Here is a 16,480-nt window from a genome sequence, read left to right on the forward strand (position 1 = left end):
GCATGCAACTATTGCGTGCGCCGGATAAATGGTTGCACACGCGTGTTGTCTGCGCAAGCGCGGGACTGCTACTCCTCGAAAAGTTGCCCGTCCTCCATCCGCCACTTCCGGGTGCTGCGAGTGGAACTGAGCATCCGACGATCGTGAGTGACAAGAAGCAACGTGCCCTCGAAGGATTCCATTGCCTGCTCGAGTTGCTCGATCGCCGGCAGGTCGAGGTGGTTGGTGGGCTCGTCGAGCACGAGCAGGTTGACCCCGCGGGCCTGGAGCAAAGCCAGTGCCGCCCTGGTTCTTTCGCCGGGGGAGAGGGACGCTGCCGACCGCAGCACGTGATGCCCGCGTAGACCGAATTTGGCGAGGAGAGTACGGACGTCGGCGTCGGGCCACTCCGGAACCTGGGCACCGAAAGCCTCGACCACCGGCTGATCACCCTCGAACAGCCCTCTGGCCTGATCGATTTCGCCGATAGCGACACCGGATCCGAGGGAAGCGATTCCCTCGTCGGGAGTGAGTTTGCCGAGCAGGACATTCAACAGGGTGGTCTTACCGGCGCCGTTGGCGCCGGTGATGAGAATGCGGTCACCCCAATCGATTTGCGTCGTGACGGGTCCGAAGGTGAACTGGCCGCGGGTTACCTTGGCGCCGTTGGTGGTTGCGACCACAGATCCGGATCGGGGAGCGGCCGCGATTTCCATGCGCAACTCCCATTCCTTGCGAGGCTCCTCCACCACGTCGAGGCGCTCGATGCGGCGCTGAGTCTGACGGGCTTTGGCCGCTTGCTTTTCCGTCGACTCGGTACGCAATCCGCGGCCGATCTTGTCGTTGTCCTTGGCCTTACGGCGCGCATTGCGTACGCCGTGTTCCATCCAGTTGCGCTGCATCTGGGCGCGATCTTCGAGTTCGGACCTGGTGCCCGCATATTCTTCGAACGCCTCGCGGGCGTGCTGGCGAGCAATCTCACGCTCAGCAAGGTACGACTCGTACCCGCCGTCGTAGACGGCGATATTCTGTTGTGCCAGATCAAGTTCCACGATTCCGGTGACGGTGCGCGAAAGGAACTCGCGGTCGTGGCTCACCACAACCAGGGCCGCTCGCGTTTCTGCGACAAAGCGTTCGAGTTGCTCGAGGCCACGCAGATCGAGATCGTTGGTGGGCTCGTCGAGCAGCAGGATGTCGTAGCGAGAAAGCAGCAGCGACGCGAGGCCGGCGCGAGCCGCCTGACCACCGGACAGCGCCGTCATGTGTGCATCGAGGGGAACTCCGAGGCCCAGTTCGTCGACAACTTTTTCCGCGCGTTCCACCAGGTCTGCGCCGCCGAGCGTGAGCCAGCGCTCGAGCGCCGGCGAGTACAGGTCTTCCGCGGAATCCGCGAGGGTTTCCGCAGCGGCGTTCATGACGTCTTCGGCGTGCGTGACTCCGGTGCGTCGGCCCAAGAATTCGAGAACGGTCTCACCTGCGATGCGGTCGGGTTCCTGCGCCAGGTAGCCAACAGCGGCGTCGGGTGGGCTGAGGGTGATCGACCCCTCCACATCAGCGGTTCCGGTTCCGGCCAGCGCTGTCAGGAGCGTCGACTTGCCCGCGCCGTTGGCGCCGACAAGTCCGATGACATCGCCGGGGGCGACGGTGAGATCGAGATCGGAGAACAGGGTGCGTTCTCCCCGGGAAGCTGAGAGTCCGCTGATGCGCAGTGTTGCAGTCACAGGTGAAGTATCCCCTGTGCTGCGCACAGCGTCAGCGTCGCACCAGGTGATACCAGCACGGATGGGCCGCACGGGCAGGCAACGGCGCATCGGCCATATCGGCCGGATCACTCGACACCATGGTCCAGCCGTCGAAAGCTCGGGCGACGTCGTCCTTCGACACGCCATGCGGCATCGGCCATCGATGGCCTGGACTGAAGGCGAACATGATCAACGACGCTTCCGGTGCCGTGACGGCATTGACGGACTCCGCGTATTCACCGCGCTCGTGATCGTTCAGGCCGTGGAAGCATCCGATGTCCAGGACCAGCATGTGACCCGGGTCGACTGCGATGTGCAGATCGGTTGCGTCCTCATGCAGGAACCGAATGTTCGAGTGGGCCTCGCGGGCCCGGATCCGTGCTTTGTCCAGAGCTTCCTGCTCGTTGTCGACTCCGGTGACCTGCCAGCCACGCTTTGCCATGTCGATGGAGTGCTTTCCGGTTCCGCATCCGATGTCGAGGGCGCGCCCGTTGTCGGGGACGGGGATAAAGTCGAGTAGAGCGGACAGTTGGGTGTCAAAACCTCGCCGGGTGTGCTCCCACGGAGTCACTCCCACTTTGTAGGCGAGATGGTAGGGAAGATTCATCGCCGTCCCTTTCCCTCGAGGAGATTTCAAGGCGTGTCTTCCAAGGTAGACGGGGTTTTAGGGCAGGACAAGGGGGCATGCGCGGGAACACTCCACCGGTTTGCCGCGTTGACTGGGTATGACCGAACCACAAGACGTGACCACTGTTCCGAGCATTGTGTTGGCCGACGGCAAGGCCATACCCGCTTTGGGATTCGGTGTCTTCCAAGTGCCGGACGACCAAACTCGAGACGCCGTATCAACCGCCTTGCAGGCTGGTTATCGAAGTATCGACACCGCCAAGATCTACGGAAACGAGGCCGGTGTCGGGCAGGCGATTGCCGAGTCCGGTATCAACCGCGAAGACCTATACATCACCACCAAACTGTGGAATGACGATCAGGGATACGAGTCGACGCTGGCGGCATTCGACGCGAGCCTCGAGCGACTCGGCCTCGATTACCTCGACCTCTACCTGATCCACTGGCCGGTGCCGTCGCAGGACCTTTACGTCGACACGTTCAAGGCATTCCAGAAGCTCAAGGCCGATGGTCGGGTGCGGTCGATCGGTGTTTCGAACTTCACCGTCGACAACCTCGAACGGGTGATCGGGGAGACGGGTGAGGTGCCGGTCCTCAACCAGATCGAATTACACCCCAAGTTCAACCAGTCCGAACTTCGCGCCTTCCATACCGGCAAGGGGATTGCCACCGAGGCGTGGAGTCCGCTCGGCCAAGGCACGCTGCTCACGGATCCCGTCATCACCGCGATCGCCGACGCCCATGGCGTGACCGCCGCTCAGGTTGTCATTCGTTGGCATCTGCAGATCGGCAATGTCGTGATTCCCAAGTCGGTGACACCGTCGCGTATCAAGGAGAACTTCGACGTCTTCGGATTTGCATTGACGCCGGACGAGATCAATGCCATTGGATCACTTGATGATCCGGCCGGTCGAATCGGTCCGAACCCGGCGGTGTTCGGGAGCTAGATCAACGAATACTGCAATAAGGCAACGGCACTCCCACTATCGAGTGGGAGTGCCGTTGCCGTGTCGGATCAGTTCAGATGTGTGCGGTGCTCTGCGGTGAAAGCGATGTGTTCATCGGTGCGTCCGGTGCGGAGTTTCTCCACCCACTCGGGGTCGGCGAGAAGTGCGCGCCCGATGGCGACCATGTCGAATTCGCCGTCCTCGTACTGAGCTTCGAGACGCTCCAGTCCGGTGACATCGGATGCCGCGTCGGCGGTGAAGGCCGTGGTGAACACAGAATCGAGCCCGATGGATCCGACTGTGATGGTGGGCAGGCCGGTCAGCTTCTTCGTCCAGCCGGCGAGTCCGAGTTTGCTGTCGTCACCGCCCAGTTCGGCGAACGCCGGCTCCCAGTGTCGCCTCGTCGACGGGTGCAACACATCGACTCCCGCATCGACCAGCGGAGCGAGGATGCGCCCCAGTTCCGCCGGACTCTGGGCGATCCGAGCGTCGTACTGACCGGACTTCCACTGCGAGAAACGGTAGACGATCGCGAACTCGTTTCCGACAGCCTCTCGGATGGCAGCGACAACCTCAGCCGGGAAGCGAGTTCTGGCTTCGAGCGATCCGCCATATGTATCTGTGCGGACATTTGTTCCAGCCCAAAGGAATTCGTCCAGTAGGTAGCCGTGCGCGCCGTGTAGTTCCAGGCCGTCGAATCCGGTGCTCTGTGCGTTGAGGGCGGCATCGACCCAGGCCTGCTTCAGTGTTTCGAGATCAGACGTGGTGAATTCTCGTCCCAAGCGCGTGCCGTCGAGCGCCAAACCGGACGGGCTGACGGTCTCGACCTCGGGATTGAGGCGGGAGTTCTCGCCGCGCTCGACACCCAGATGCCAGAGTTGCGGAATGATGGATCCGCCCTCGGCGTGGACGGCGTCGACAACCGAGCGCCAGCCGTCCAGGCTCGAGTCGCCGTAGATGCGCGGAACTCGGGTATGCGGGCCGGCGGCGGGGTCTGGGATGTACGTGCCTTCGGTGATGATCAGGCCGACACCACCGGCTGCTCGACGACGGTAATACTCGGCTACGTCGGCTCCGGGAATTCCGTCGGGCGAGAACGCGCGGGTCATCGGGGCCATGGCAAAGCGGTTACGCAACGAGAGTGATTTCACCTCGAAGGGCTGGAAGAGACCGCGCAACGCGGAGGCCTCGGGGGCGTTCGAAGTGGGGGAAAGAGTCACAGGTCTGTTCAACGTGGCGGCCTCGACGACTATTCCGGGTGATGGCAGTCGATATTAGTTAGTGCAGTATTAGTTATCGCACTAACTAATCTGCTACGGTGTACTCATGACCACGCAGGAGTCGCTCACCGATCCGCTGGCACTCGACCGCCAGGTGTGTTTTGCGCTCGCCGTTGCGAACCGGGCCGTGCTGTCCGTATACCGTCCATTGCTCGAGCCGATGGGCCTCACGCATCCCCAGTATCTCGTGATGCTGGCGTTGTGGGGGAAGGCCCCGATGGCGGTCAAGGAAATCGGGCAAGCATTGCAACTCGATTCGCCGACGCTGTCACCGCTGCTCAAGCGTCTCGAGGCGTCCGGGCTGATCACGCGAACGCGGAGCCGGGCTGACGAGCGCCAACTCGACGTCGATCTCACCGAAGCTGGTGCAGCTTTGCGGAGCGAGGCGGAGAAGATTCCGCCGGCAGTGGTGGAGAAGCTTGGTGTGGGACTAGCTGAACTCGAAGAACTTCACACGGTGCTCACGCGTGTCAATGAAGCCGCGTTGCGTGCTGGAGCACTAGACCAATGAAAGGTAAGGATATGTCTACCGTGCCCGCAGGAAAACAGCGGACGTCACCGAATCCTATTCAGTGGCTTGGCTATTCGTTCGGTCGCAAGTTGCCGGATTCCATGCAGGAATGGGTGCGCAACGATCTGATCGGCGATTGGGCGGTGCCACGTCACCTCGTTCGCAGCATGGTGCCGTTCCTGCCGGTTTTTGCGGTTTTCATGCTGTTCCCGGGTCCGTGGGCGCTGCGAGCGTCCATGGTGCTTCTCGGAGTATTGCTGGCGTTGTTCTATTCCGTTTCCTACATGGCGCAGAACAGGTCTCGTCGACTCGAACGCCACGGCCTGCCCGCGGATCTGGAAAACCCGAAAAAGGTCACTCGTCACGACGCCGAGAAGGCCGCATACGACAAGCTGTACGGCCACAGTTAGTCGGGCCGTACGAACTTCAGTCCCTAGTTGCGAACTCGCGTGCCTCGAATGCCAGATCGTCTGCAGCGGAATCCATGCGGGCGATCTCGCGATCAGGCACCGTCAGGACGGCGACGATCGGCACTGCCATCGCAAGAAGTCCGATGACAAAGACGGGGAAGAGGAACGCGAACACCTCGAGCCCGACGGGTGCGGGGGCGGACGTGTCGTGGACAACCTCCACCGCTGCCATACCGGTGTAGTGCATGCCGACCACGGCGACACCCATGATCACACCGGCGATCAATCGCATGACGGTGGATTCCATCACCATCGTGAACCACAACGCGGCGGTGCCGGCCACAACGGCGATCACCAGTGACAGTGCGACGAAGTACATGTTGTAGTTGATCTCACCCTGAAATCGCAAGGCCCGCATACCCGTGTAGTGCATGATGTTGACCGCGATGCCGACGAGGAAGCCGGCGGCCAGGAGCCGAGACCAGCGGAATTCTGTGCCGACGATCAACAAGCCGACAAATACTGCGGTCACGGACATCAGCGCCGAAATGATCGTCCAGGTCAGACTGTAGCGAATGGGACTGCCGGGCACGGCAAACCCGAGCATTGCGATGAAGTGCATCAACCAGATACCGACACCGCCGATGGACAGTGCGCCCATGAACAACCAGCGCAAGCGAGCTGCCGGGTGGGTGGCCGCCGCGCCGTGTCGGGTGCATGCCAATCCGATGACCGATCCCGAGACTGCAACGGCGAACGCCAGTCCGAGCAGCCAGATTCCCATCGAGAAATGGTGCATTTCATCCGACATGCCAGTTCCTTAGGTTTGTTGTTGTCAGAGGTGTCAGTACAGTGCTGCGGCCGCGATACGTTCGAGCGCGTACTCGGTGATCGTGATCAAGGCCTGCTTCGCAGATTCCCGGTTACGCGCGTCGATTTCGATCATCGGGACGCGGTTGGGCAGCGCGAGAGCCTGACGAAGATCACTCGCGGCGTGGATCGGAGCTCCGTCGAAACGGTTGACTGCCACGATGAACGGCAATCCGCGTGCTTCGAAGAAGTCGACAGCGGCAAAGCTGTCTTCGAGGCGACGTGTGTCGACGAGGATGACCGCTCCGATGGCGCCGGTGATGAGGTCGTCCCACATGAACCAGAACCGTCGTTGACCCGGTGTGCCGAACAGGTACAGGACCAAATCGTCGGCCAGCGTAATGCGGCCGAAATCCATTGCAACTGTTGTGGTGTCTTTGTTCGGTGTCGCGCCGAGGTGGTCGATGCCGTCACTGGCGTCTGTCACCAATGCTTCGGTGCGCAGCGGCACGATCTCGGAGACCGTCCCGACAAGGGTGGTCTTTCCGACACCGAAGCCGCCGGCGATCACGATTTTCGTCGAGGTGACGCGAGATGATGCGTCAGAGTGCCCGAAGTCCACTGAGGGTCCTTTCGATCAATTCGCGGCGCTCGACCGCAGTCGCATCGCTTCGCAGAGTGGCTTGTACTTCCAATGCCCCGGCGACGATCAGATCCGCCACCAGGACTCGGGCCACCCCGATCGGAACACCAAGGTGTGCACCGATTTCCGCGATGGAGATCCGCTGCTCGCAGAGGGAGACGATCGAGGTGCGAATGTCTTCAGGTGCAAGGCGCCCAGCGACGGCATCCTCCATCGTCGCGACAATCGCTTCGATGGGGAGGTCGATGGACGGCTGAGTCCGACCTTCGGTGAGCGCGTATGGACGAACCAGACTCGGTTCGGGGTCAACGCGTTCGGGGTGATTGGACATGAGTATCAAGAATCCCGACCCGAACGAGCGGCAATGTCCATCGTCGGGCCGACTCGGTCGACCAGAGTTGCCATTTCGTACCCGATCTGACCGATATCGCATCCCGCAACGGCCAGCGCGGCCAGGTAGGCGCCGCTGCCGACGCCCATCAGCAGTAGATAACCGTGCTCCATCTCGACAACTGATTGCAGGACGGCTCCGCCGTCGAACAACCGTGACGCACCGGCGGAGAGGCTGGCGAGTCCCGAAGTCACAGCGGCCAATTGGTCAGCTCGATCGAGCGGAAGGTGGGTGCTCGCAGCACTCAACAGTCCGTCGGCCGAGACGATGATCGCGTGGCTCACTCCCGGTACGTCGCGGGCGAAACCCGAAACCAACCAGTCGAGTGAGCGAGGAGTCTCTTGGGCTCCGGCTGAATTCACTGTTCTCCTTCATCGTTGCGCACATTCGCACCACTGGGCGTGGTCGACCCGACAGTATTCTCGGTGCTACGACGCCGTCCGCGACTGACGCCGGACTGGTAGTCGCTCCACCCGCGTCTGACGTTCTCCGGATCCGTGCTCTGGCGGTGAGTGCCCGAGCGCAATGGTGCATTGGTGCCGCCGACAGTGCCGGGAACCAACCTCGCACCACGATCACGGATGGGTAGACCGGAGTCGGCGATTCTGGTGACGGGCAATTCGAACGACGCCCGGGCCGCAAGCCACCCCTGGTCGGCTTCTGTTGTCCAGGCGACTTCACCTGTGGCAGAAGCTGTCCCCGCTGTCGGGTCGACCAGCCACTCGGACACCATGCGGGCGTAGATCGGTGATGCTGCCGGGGGAGCGGAGACGGGCGCATCGGAAGGTTCCGTTGCGCGTGCGCCGGTACGTGGTGGGAAACCGTCGCGCGCACGAGAGGAGAAGAACGCCGCGGTGTTGGTCGGGGCGGTGGAGTTGAGTCGGTGCCTCGGTGCCGGTTCGGTGATTGGCTCCGGGGCAACAGTTTCCGCCGGAGCGACGAAATGCTCGGCAGGTGATGCACTCGGTTCGGGCGTCGGCGCCGCTGTGACGGGATCGCCGATTCCGGCTGCCCCGCTGGCACCTGGTGTGCGACGCGGCAGCCCGATCGACTCGACAGGGGCGCTGGCGCCGAGTTGCGCGGTCACAGTTGTGGGAGCGCCTCCGACGGGCGTCGGCAGGACCGCCCTGACGGTGTTACCAGGCTGACGCTGCGGAAGTCCCGCAGCGGACATGGTGGGTGCTTGCGCGCCCATCGAATATGTCTCGGCCACTGTGGGTTCGGGAGCGCGCACAGGCTGAGCCGATAGCGGCGGTGCCTGAACGGGAGCAGCATTCCTGGCCGGAGCACCCTGGTGGGCCGGACTAGTGAACGGTGCAGTCACTGTGTCAGACGGATGCGCTTCGAGCAGTGCCGCGGGTAGGAGGATCGAGGCGGTGATGCCGGCGCGGTCGGGTGCATTGCCGGTGGGCCGCAGTCGAACGGAAATGTTGTGTCGCATACTGATCCGGCTGATGACGAACAGTCCCATGTGCCGGGCAGTGTCCGGCGTCATCTCGCCGCCCGAAGCCAGGCGCCCGTTGGCGTCGACAAGATCCGCTGTGGACATTCCCAGTCCCAGGTCGGCGACCTCCACGAGCATGGAGCCGTCGTTGGTGCGGGCCGCGTTGATGGTCACGGTCGACTCGGGCGGTGAGTATCGCAGTGCGTTGTCGAGGAGTTCGGCAACAATGTGTACGACGTCTGCGCTGGCTTGTCCGCTGATGACGGCGGACGGAATCTGACCGAGCCCGACGCGAAGGTAGTCCTCGACTCCGGAGACGGAGGCGCGCAGAGCGTCGGCAAGCTGGATCGGCGCGGTTCGACCGCGTCGACTTTCGGTGCCGGACAGGATGAGAAGGTTCTCGCCGTTGCGTCGCATTCGGGCCGCGATGTGGTCGAGGCGGAATAGGTTTTCGAGGCGCTTCGGGTCGTCTTCGTCCTGCTCGAGTTGCTCGATCAGGCCGAGTTGCTGTTCGACGAGGGACTTGTTGCGCCGTGACAGCGTTTCGAACATGTCGTTGACCTGGCGTCGCAGGGTTGCCTGTTCGCCTGCCAGGCTGATGGCCTGCCCGTGCATGTCGTCGACTGCGCGGGCAAGCTGTCCGATTTCCTCGTGAGTGTGGACGGGTACACGGGGGATTTCGAGGTCGCTGATCTTTTCGCCGGAGCGGATTCGTTCGATGGCCTCGGGCAGTCCGCGTCGTGATGCTTGCAGTGCCGCGAACCGGAGACGTCGGATGGGATCGACCAACGAGCGACTGATGATCAACGCGATCACGAGTGCGGCGAGGACAGCGGCGAGAACCAGGGCAGTGTCGCGCAGAGCTGCAGTTCGGGCAGTGTTGGATTCGGCGGTCACGCTGGTGCCGAACTGTTCGACGGCTGCGTCGGTGACCTCGTCGTACTGGTCGCTACTGGTTTGCAGTCCGATATCGACCTGACTGCTGAGCGGGGACGACGACGAGGTGGCGCCGATTTCGGCGATGCGGCTCTGTGCGGACGAACGCAGCGCGTTGACGACCACTGCGGTCGGTGAGCTGTCCGATTCGTCTGGTGGTAGCACCTTGTCGAGTGCCGCTAGCTCCACGCCGGCGGTGGTGGCAAGCGCGGTGCGTGTTTGTTGATCGAGGCGGCCGGAGCCGAACAGAACGCGCTGATCGGACAATGCCCGACGTGCTTCCCACAGGGACGAGAACTCGCCGCCGCGCTGACGCAGAATGGGGCGCTGGGATGTATTGATGACGTCGGTGAATGCGCTCGCGATGTTGCTGGACACTTCATTGACGAGTGTGACGAGCCGTGCCGGTGCAACTGCGCCCGCTGCCACTTCGTCGACGATGGATGTGCTGTCCTCCAAAGCTCGGGTGACTTTGTCGTTGAGCACGTCGTCGGCCTGGAACGAGCGGCCGGCGGTGACAAGTTCCTGCATCGAATCGTTCACTGCCGTTGTGGCAGTCGTCGTTTCAGTGCCGGAAGAGGATGCGACTGCGAGGTCGTACAGAGCTTCCTCGAGGTGGAGGGCTGCGGGTACTGCGAGCACTCGTTCGGATGAGGAACTGAGCCTGGAGGCCTCGGCCAGTTCGGCCTGGATCCGGAAGGCGCCGAGTACGACGGCGATGAGCATCGGAACGGCAAGGACCGCGACGACCTTCCAACCGAGGCGCCACTCGCCGATCGACCACCAGGAGGTTGCTGTGTGTGCATCGTGTTTCATGCGGACCGCTTCCCCTTCATATTTGCCCCCTCGCCCAGTCCCCCGGATGGGTCACTGCGCGCACTCCTTCGAGCGCACGCAATCGAAGAAAGGTTAGCTGAACGGTAACAGACCGATCCGTGACAGGCTAGGAGTATGCCGGATTCCGGACCTTGGGCCGAAAATGTCCTGTCTGATCAGCTAAGGGACGAATCGGGCAAACGTAGCCAAATGGAAGCTGGATCAGCGAAGTTCGAGAAAGGACGTCAACTCAGCTGCAGCTGCCTGGCCGGCGCGGTTCGCGCCGATCGTCGACGAGGAGGGCCCGTAGCCGACCAGATGCACACGAGGATCGGAAGCCACCTGAGTTGCGAGGCGACCGCTCATCTCGATTCCGCCGCCGGTCCCACGCAGTCGAAGCGGCGCCAGGTGGTCGAGCGAACTCCGAAACCCAGTGCACCACAAGATGACATCGGCATACACGGTTGTGCCGTCGGCCCATCGCACCCCGTCCGGAAGGATCTCCGAGAACATCGGTCGTCGCGTCATCACGCCACGTTCGCGTGCCGCACGAATGGCAGGCGTCACCGGAAGGCCGGTGACCGACACGACCGACCCTGGCGGCAAACCGCGTCGTACTCGGTCCTCGACCATGGCGACGGCATCCCGACCGATCTCCGGGGAAAACGGTTCGTCGCGGAACTCCGGTTCGCGACGCGTCACCCACGTGGTGGTCGTTACCTGTGAAATCTCGTCGAGCAATTGCACCGCGGAGATGCCACCACCGACAACGACAACATGTTTGCCCGCGAACTCGTTGGCCGAGTAGTAGTCCTTGGTGTGTAATTGGCGCCCACGGAACGACGCGGCACCACGGTAGTAAGGAATGAACGGGCGCTCCCAGGTTCCGGTCGCATTGATCAGCCCGCGGGCCGCGTAGACGCCGTGGTCGGTCTCGATCCGCAGACGTTCCTGCCTCGGACACACCACTCGCGTATGGACGGGTCGGTGGACGGGCAATTCGAATTGCTTCTCGTACAACTCGAAGTAATGGGGTACCGCAACCGACGCCGGTACCTGCTCGGCGTCGGTTCCCGTTGTTTCCGCGAACGACATACCCGGGAGATCGTGAACTCCGTTGACGGTGCTCAAGGTCAGGCTCGGCCACCGAAACTGCCAGGCACCGCCGGGACCGGCTGCGTGATCGAGCACGATAAATCCCGATTCGGGTAGAACAGAGAACTTGCGGAGGTAGTACGCCGCGGACAATCCGGCCTGGCCGGCGCCGATCACCACGATGTCGACATCGACGCTCTCGCTGCGTCCCTCGTCACTATCGTTCGTACTCATCGGTAATCTAACCTCCTGATGCGCAGAACTCTGCGGTGAGAGAACTACGTGGTCGGCAAACTGCATTCGGATCAACCCTTGCGCACGAGCCTTCCAGAAAAGAAAGTGAGCGGACATGATCGGGACTTCCCGTGACGGCAATGTCGTGACCATCGAATTGCAGCGTCACGAGCGCCGCAACGCGCTCAGTGCGGAACTCTGCATCGCGATCAAGGACGCAGTGAATGCCGCCGTCGCCGATCGCGCTCACGTCATCGTGATCACCGGCCAGGGGTCCGCATTCTGCGCCGGTGCCGACCTGTCCGGTGACGTGTACATGGAAGGCTTCACCGACCGACTTTTCGAGATGCTCCGCTCGATCGACACGGCGCCGATCCCGGTGATCGCCGCGGTCAACGGTCCGGCCATCGGTGCAGGCACGCAGCTGGCCATTGCCTCCGACCTGCGCGTTGTCGCCCCGGCTGCGCGGTTCGGCATTCCAGCGGCGACGCTGGGTGTGTCTGTCGACAAATGGACGATGCGACGGTTGGCGTCACTCGTCGGCGGTGGCCCCGCTCGCACCGTTCTCCTCGGCATCGAGCAGATCGGCGCCGAAGAAGCATTCAACCGCGGACTTGCCAACAAGATCGGCACCCTCGACGACGCCCAGGAATGGGCGCACCGCATCGCCAACCTCGCACCACTGTCCTTGCGTCATATGAAGATGGTCCTCAACGACGACGGAACGATGGAAGAACAGTCGCCCGAGCAACTCGACGCACTGCACGCCGCGTGGCTCAGTGACGACGTGCAGGAAGCCCGCGCCGCCCGCATCGAAAACCGCCCACCGGTCTTCAAGGGCAAGTAGTCGCGTCCCGCTCCGTCGGCAAATAGTCGCGTCCCGCTCCGAAGGCAAATAGTCGCTAGTCTGGGCCCAATGAAGACGACGACGCTTCTCGGTGCTGCCGCGATCACCGCGGCAGCAGGATGGATAGCCCGCGCCGCATGGGGAATCCCGACGCAGATCGGGGCGTCGCGCAATGCGGTGCAACCCTATGCGGCGATGTCACCGCGATATCGGAATCGTCAGTTCCACAATTCGGACCCCAGCAGCGTGCTCGTGCCGGGCACCGATGCCGGGATGGCAAAGTCGTTGCTCACCCGCGGTTCGACGGGTCGGCCTCGCGCGCCCATCCCGTTGGCGACGCCGCTCGCACCGGCTCAAGCCGGGGGAGCAGCTGTCACGTGGTACGGGCATTCGAGTGTCCTCGTCGAGGTCGATGGCTACCGGGTGCTTGCCGACCCCGTGTGGAGTGAGCGTGTATCACCTTCTGCCACAGTCGGTCCCGCGCGTATGCATGCCGCTCCGGTGGCGTTGGCGGACGTCCCGAGCGTGGATGCGATTGTCATCTCCCACGATCATTACGACCACCTCGACATGGAGACGGTCAAGACTCTGACCCGCACCCAGGCGGCGCCCTTTGTGGTGCCGATCGGGATCGGCGCGCATCTGCGGCATTGGAAGGTGCCGGAGAACCGCATCGTCGAATTGGACTGGGACGAGTCGACGACTATCGGTGACCTGGTGCTTACCTGCACCGAAGCTCGACACTTTTCCGGGCGAGGTCTGGTCCGCAACGCGACCCAGTGGGCATCGTGGGTGTTTGCCGGGCCGAAGCATCGGGTGTTCTTCGGAGGGGACAGCGGATACACACCGCGGTTCGTGGAACTCGGCACCACGTACGGGCCTTTCGACCTGACCCTCCTTCCTGTCGGCGCGTACGACGTGCGGTGGCCGGATATCCACATGAACCCGGAAGAAGCGGTTCAGACCCACGCGGATCTCAACTGCGGCGACCCCACGCGCGGGGTGTTTGTTCCGATTCACTGGGCTACGTTCAATCTGGCGTTCCACTCGTGGTCCGAGCCGATCATCCGGTTGACCGAAGCTGCCGCCGATGTCGGCACGACGGTGGCGGTGCCGATGCCGGGTGGACGGATCGATGCGCTGTCCGCGCAACCGCCGACAAAATGGTGGATTCCCCTGGGGTAACCGATCGACTCGAGGCGGCGATCGGAGTCGGACCCGGTTTTGTCTCGGCGAGTGCGTAATCTTTGACCATGGCTCACGAGCACATCGGTTCAGAAGGCACGGCGACCTCGATCGCGACGGACGGTGACGGGGATGCCGTCGACGTTGTCCGGGGCCTGACCGCAGATCAAGTTGCGTCGCGGATCGCGTCGGGGCAGACCAACGACGTACCCGATCGGGCGTCTCGTTCGGTCAAGGACATCGTTCGCGGCAATGTGTTCACGAGGATCAACGCGATCCTGCTGGTGCTGCTGGTGATTGTTCTGGCAACCGGCTCCGTGATCGACGGAATGTTCGGACTGTTGATCATCGCGAACAGCGGTATCGGCATCATTCAGGAGATCCGCGCCAAGAAAACGCTGGACGCCTTGGCGATCGTCAGTCAAGCGAAGCCCATGGTCCGGCGTGACGGTATTGCTGTTGCGTTGGCCCCCAAAGATGTTGTGCTCGATGACATTATCGAACTGGGTTCGGGCGATCAGATTGTCGTCGACGGCGAAGTGGTGTCGTCGTCGGCGCTCGAAGTGGACGAGTCGTTGCTCACCGGCGAAGCCGATCCGGTACACAAGAGCGTCGGTGAGTCGATACTCTCGGGCAGTTTTGTCGCCGCAGGCAGCGGCGCGTATCGCGCCACCAAGGTCGGCGGCGACGCATATGCCGCGAAGCTCGCAGAAGAGGCCAGTAAGTTCACGCTCGTTCATTCGGAACTGCGGAGCGGCATCGACCGCATTCTGAAATTCATCACGTACCTGATGATTCCGGCTGGTGCGCTGATCATCTACAACCAGCTGTTCTCGAGCGGTGAGTCCCTCGGTCCGGCTCTGAACGGCATGGTCGCGGCCCTCGTTCCGATGGTCCCCGAGGGCCTGGTGCTCATGACGTCCATCGCTTTTGCCGTCGGCGTCATTCGATTGGGCAAGCGGCAGTGCCTCGTTCAGGAATTGCCCGCGATCGAGGGGCTCGCTCGCGTCGACGTCGTGTGTGCAGACAAGACGGGAACCCTGACCGAGAACGGTATGCGGCTATCGGAGTTGAAACTCGCCGACGGGTCTGCCGACGAGTCGGTGATCAAGGCCGCGCTCGCCGCGATGGCTGCGTCCGACCCTCGGCCGAACGCCAGTGTTCTGGCGATCCGTGAGTCCTTGACCGACGACGCAGGCTGGGGTGAAGCTACATCGGTGGCACCGTTCTCGTCTGCGAAGAAGTGGAGCGGGCAGTCGTACGGCGTCCACGGCAACTGGGTGCTCGGTGCTCCGGACGTGCTGCTCGATCCGTCGTCGGAGATGGCGCGTCTGGCAGAAGAAGTCGGTTCAAGCGGACTTCGTGTTCTCATGTTGGGCAGCAGCAACCTGCCGGTCGACGACAGCGACGCTCCGGGCGTCGTGACACCGGAAGCCTTGGTTGTCCTGGAGCAGAAAGTTCGCCCGGACGCGCAGGAAACGTTGGAGTACTTCGCAAGTCAACGGGTAGCCGTCAAGGTCATCTCCGGTGACAATGCCGTGTCCGTCGGAGCTGTCGCGGGTTCGCTCGGACTCGAAGGCGGCGATCGACCGATCGATGCGCGTGAGCTTCCGAGCGATCAGGAGAAACTGGCCGACGTACTTGACGGGGCAACCACCTTCGGACGCGTTCGCCCGGATCAGAAGCGAGAGATGGTTGCGGCCTTGCAGTCTCGCGGCCACACCGTCGCGATGACCGGCGACGGGGTCAACGACGTCCTGGCCCTCAAGGACGCCGACATCGGAGTCTCGATGGGATCCGGCAGTCCCGCGACGCGCGCTGTCGCTCAGATCGTGCTGTTGGACAACAAGTTCGCGACGTTGCCGTACGTGGTGGCCGAAGGCCGTCGAGTGATCGGCAATATCGAACGTGTCTCCAACCTGTTCCTGACCAAGACCGTGTACTCGGTGGTTCTCGCGTTCCTGATCGGAATCACCGGTGTGCTGTCGAAGATGCTCGACTTCGAACCGCTGTCGTACCCGTTCCTGCCGCGCCACGTCACCATCGCGGCCTGGTTCACGATCGGTATCCCCGCGTTCATTCTTTCGCTGGCACCGAACAACGAACGGGCCCGTTCCGGCTTCGTGCCACGCGTGATGCGACTGGCTTTGCCGTCGGGAATCATCATCGGCGTCACCACCTTCATCGCGTACGTGCTCGCGCACCGTAATCACGATCTGACACCTGAGCAGGAAGGCACCACTGCTCTGATCACGTTGATCATGATCGCGCTGTGGGTACTGGCCGTCGTTGCGCGACCGTACGTGTGGTGGAAGTTGGTGCTGATCGGTGGTTCAGTCGCCGGCTACCTGATCTTGTTCGCGTTGCCGTTCACCCGTGAGTTCTTCAAGTTGGATCCGAGCAATGTGGCAGCAACTACACTCGCGATCACTCTCGGTGCGGTAGGCGTCGTATTGGTGGAGGTGTCCTGGTGGGTCAGTGCCCGGTTGCACGGTGAGAAGCGAAAGCTGTTCACCACGCCGGACGATCTGCCCGGGGAACACCATCACGCGGACGCGCAGAAGTAGTTTCCAGCCCCCCCAC

At 62.6% G+C, this 16,480-nt stretch carries 15 protein-coding genes; 6 read left to right on the top strand and 9 right to left on the bottom strand.

The window, feature by feature from the left end; translation table 11 throughout:
• Positions 1–68: 68 nt before the first annotated feature.
• Both R4P64_RS19020 and R4P64_RS19025 read right to left on the bottom strand, forming a co-directional pair.
• Positions 69–1,700 (bottom strand): ABC-F family ATP-binding cassette domain-containing protein, encoded by a 1,632-nt coding sequence (locus tag R4P64_RS19020; RefSeq protein ID WP_317822231.1) that lies wholly within the window; start codon positions 1,698–1,700, stop codon positions 69–71.
• Between the two features lie 31 nt (positions 1,701–1,731).
• A complete protein-coding gene (locus tag R4P64_RS19025; protein ID WP_033234138.1) occupies positions 1,732–2,328 on the bottom strand; it encodes a class I SAM-dependent methyltransferase in 597 nt (198 codons plus the stop codon).
• Between the two features lie 118 nt (positions 2,329–2,446).
• Here R4P64_RS19025 and R4P64_RS19030 point away from each other — a divergent pair, with 118 nt between their 5' ends.
• The gene (locus R4P64_RS19030; protein WP_092806665.1) at positions 2,447–3,295 is read left to right on the top strand and encodes an aldo/keto reductase; all 849 of its coding nucleotides are present in this window, start codon (positions 2,447–2,449) and stop codon (positions 3,293–3,295) included.
• A gap of 68 nt (positions 3,296–3,363) precedes the next feature.
• Here R4P64_RS19030 and R4P64_RS19035 read toward each other — a convergent pair whose 3' ends face one another.
• Positions 3,364–4,515: an NADH:flavin oxidoreductase gene (locus R4P64_RS19035; protein WP_233366127.1), complete on the bottom strand. Its 1,152-nt coding sequence runs from the start codon at positions 4,513–4,515 to the stop codon at positions 3,364–3,366.
• 106 nt (positions 4,516–4,621) lie between these two features.
• Between R4P64_RS19035 and R4P64_RS19040 the strand changes: the two genes are divergently transcribed.
• Both R4P64_RS19040 and R4P64_RS19045 read left to right on the top strand, forming a co-directional pair.
• Positions 4,622–5,086: a MarR family winged helix-turn-helix transcriptional regulator gene (locus R4P64_RS19040; protein WP_033234140.1), complete on the top strand. Its 465-nt coding sequence runs from the start codon at positions 4,622–4,624 to the stop codon at positions 5,084–5,086.
• Between the two features lie 11 nt (positions 5,087–5,097).
• On the top strand, positions 5,098–5,496 hold the full coding sequence (locus R4P64_RS19045) for a DUF5313 family protein (protein ID WP_242484456.1): 399 nt from the start codon (positions 5,098–5,100) through the stop codon (positions 5,494–5,496).
• 16 nt (positions 5,497–5,512) lie between these two features.
• Here the strand turns inward: R4P64_RS19045 and R4P64_RS19050 are convergent, their stop codons facing one another.
• From R4P64_RS19050 to R4P64_RS19075, 6 genes are all read right to left on the bottom strand, one after another.
• Entirely contained in the window at positions 5,513–6,307 is a 795-nt protein-coding gene (locus R4P64_RS19050) for an MHYT domain-containing protein (protein WP_092806673.1), read from the bottom strand.
• A 33-nt stretch (positions 6,308–6,340) separates the two neighbouring features.
• A complete protein-coding gene (locus R4P64_RS19055; RefSeq protein ID WP_033234142.1) occupies positions 6,341–6,928 on the bottom strand; it encodes a GTP-binding protein in 588 nt (195 codons plus the stop codon).
• The gene (locus R4P64_RS19060; protein ID WP_033234143.1) at positions 6,909–7,280 is read right to left on the bottom strand and encodes a DUF742 domain-containing protein; all 372 of its coding nucleotides are present in this window, start codon (positions 7,278–7,280) and stop codon (positions 6,909–6,911) included. The genes R4P64_RS19055 and R4P64_RS19060 overlap by 20 nt, the downstream gene beginning before the upstream one ends.
• Before the next feature lie 5 nt (positions 7,281–7,285).
• Complete coding sequence (locus tag R4P64_RS19065) at positions 7,286–7,702, bottom strand: roadblock/LC7 domain-containing protein (protein WP_095888401.1); 417 nt, start codon at positions 7,700–7,702, stop codon at positions 7,286–7,288.
• Positions 7,699–10,536, bottom strand: a complete 2,838-nt coding sequence (locus R4P64_RS19070) for an ATP-binding protein (RefSeq protein WP_317822236.1) — start codon at positions 10,534–10,536, stop codon at positions 7,699–7,701. The genes R4P64_RS19065 and R4P64_RS19070 overlap by 4 nt, the downstream gene beginning before the upstream one ends.
• A gap of 222 nt (positions 10,537–10,758) precedes the next feature.
• Entirely contained in the window at positions 10,759–11,865 is a 1,107-nt protein-coding gene (locus R4P64_RS19075; RefSeq protein WP_317822237.1) for an NAD(P)-binding domain-containing protein, read from the bottom strand.
• 115 nt (positions 11,866–11,980) lie between these two features.
• On the opposite strand from R4P64_RS19075, the gene R4P64_RS19080 reads away from it, so the two are divergent.
• The 3 genes from R4P64_RS19080 (at position 11,981) to R4P64_RS19090 (ending at position 16,464) form a co-directional block, all read left to right on the top strand.
• Complete coding sequence (locus R4P64_RS19080) at positions 11,981–12,712, top strand: enoyl-CoA hydratase (protein ID WP_045069110.1); 732 nt, start codon at positions 11,981–11,983, stop codon at positions 12,710–12,712.
• A gap of 69 nt (positions 12,713–12,781) precedes the next feature.
• Positions 12,782–13,897 carry an MBL fold metallo-hydrolase gene (locus tag R4P64_RS19085; protein WP_033234147.1) on the top strand — a complete coding sequence of 372 codons (1,116 nt, stop codon included), beginning with the start codon at positions 12,782–12,784 and terminating at the stop codon, positions 13,895–13,897.
• A gap of 68 nt (positions 13,898–13,965) precedes the next feature.
• The gene (locus tag R4P64_RS19090; protein WP_317822238.1) at positions 13,966–16,464 is read left to right on the top strand and encodes an HAD-IC family P-type ATPase; all 2,499 of its coding nucleotides are present in this window, start codon (positions 13,966–13,968) and stop codon (positions 16,462–16,464) included.
• Positions 16,465–16,480 lie beyond the last annotated feature (16 nt).

The organism is Rhodococcus sp. IEGM 1366 (genome assembly GCF_033142425.1).
Taxonomy (GTDB): Bacteria; Actinomycetota; Actinomycetes; order Mycobacteriales; family Mycobacteriaceae; genus Rhodococcus_F; species Rhodococcus_F globerula.

Bases quoted from the DNA above. Each gene is read 5' to 3' on its own strand.
- R4P64_RS19070 (WP_317822236.1), bottom strand. From the start codon at position 10,536: ATGAAACACGATGCACACACAGCAACCTCCTGGTGGTCGATCGGCGAG.
- R4P64_RS19080 (WP_045069110.1), top strand. From the start codon at position 11,981: ATGATCGGGACTTCCCGTGACGGCAATGTCGTGACCATCGAATTGCAG.
- R4P64_RS19025 (WP_033234138.1), bottom strand. From the start codon at position 2,328: ATGAATCTTCCCTACCATCTCGCCTACAAAGTGGGAGTGACTCCGTGG.
- R4P64_RS19085 (WP_033234147.1), top strand. From the start codon at position 12,782: ATGAAGACGACGACGCTTCTCGGTGCTGCCGCGATCACCGCGGCAGCA.
- R4P64_RS19040 (WP_033234140.1), top strand. From the start codon at position 4,622: ATGACCACGCAGGAGTCGCTCACCGATCCGCTGGCACTCGACCGCCAG.
- R4P64_RS19060 (WP_033234143.1), bottom strand. From the start codon at position 7,280: ATGTCCAATCACCCCGAACGCGTTGACCCCGAACCGAGTCTGGTTCGT.
- R4P64_RS19090 (WP_317822238.1), top strand. From the start codon at position 13,966: ATGGCTCACGAGCACATCGGTTCAGAAGGCACGGCGACCTCGATCGCG.
- R4P64_RS19075 (WP_317822237.1), bottom strand. From the start codon at position 11,865: ATGAGTACGAACGATAGTGACGAGGGACGCAGCGAGAGCGTCGATGTC.
- R4P64_RS19050 (WP_092806673.1), bottom strand. From the start codon at position 6,307: ATGTCGGATGAAATGCACCATTTCTCGATGGGAATCTGGCTGCTCGGA.
- R4P64_RS19030 (WP_092806665.1), top strand. From the start codon at position 2,447: ATGACCGAACCACAAGACGTGACCACTGTTCCGAGCATTGTGTTGGCC.
- R4P64_RS19045 (WP_242484456.1), top strand. From the start codon at position 5,098: ATGTCTACCGTGCCCGCAGGAAAACAGCGGACGTCACCGAATCCTATT.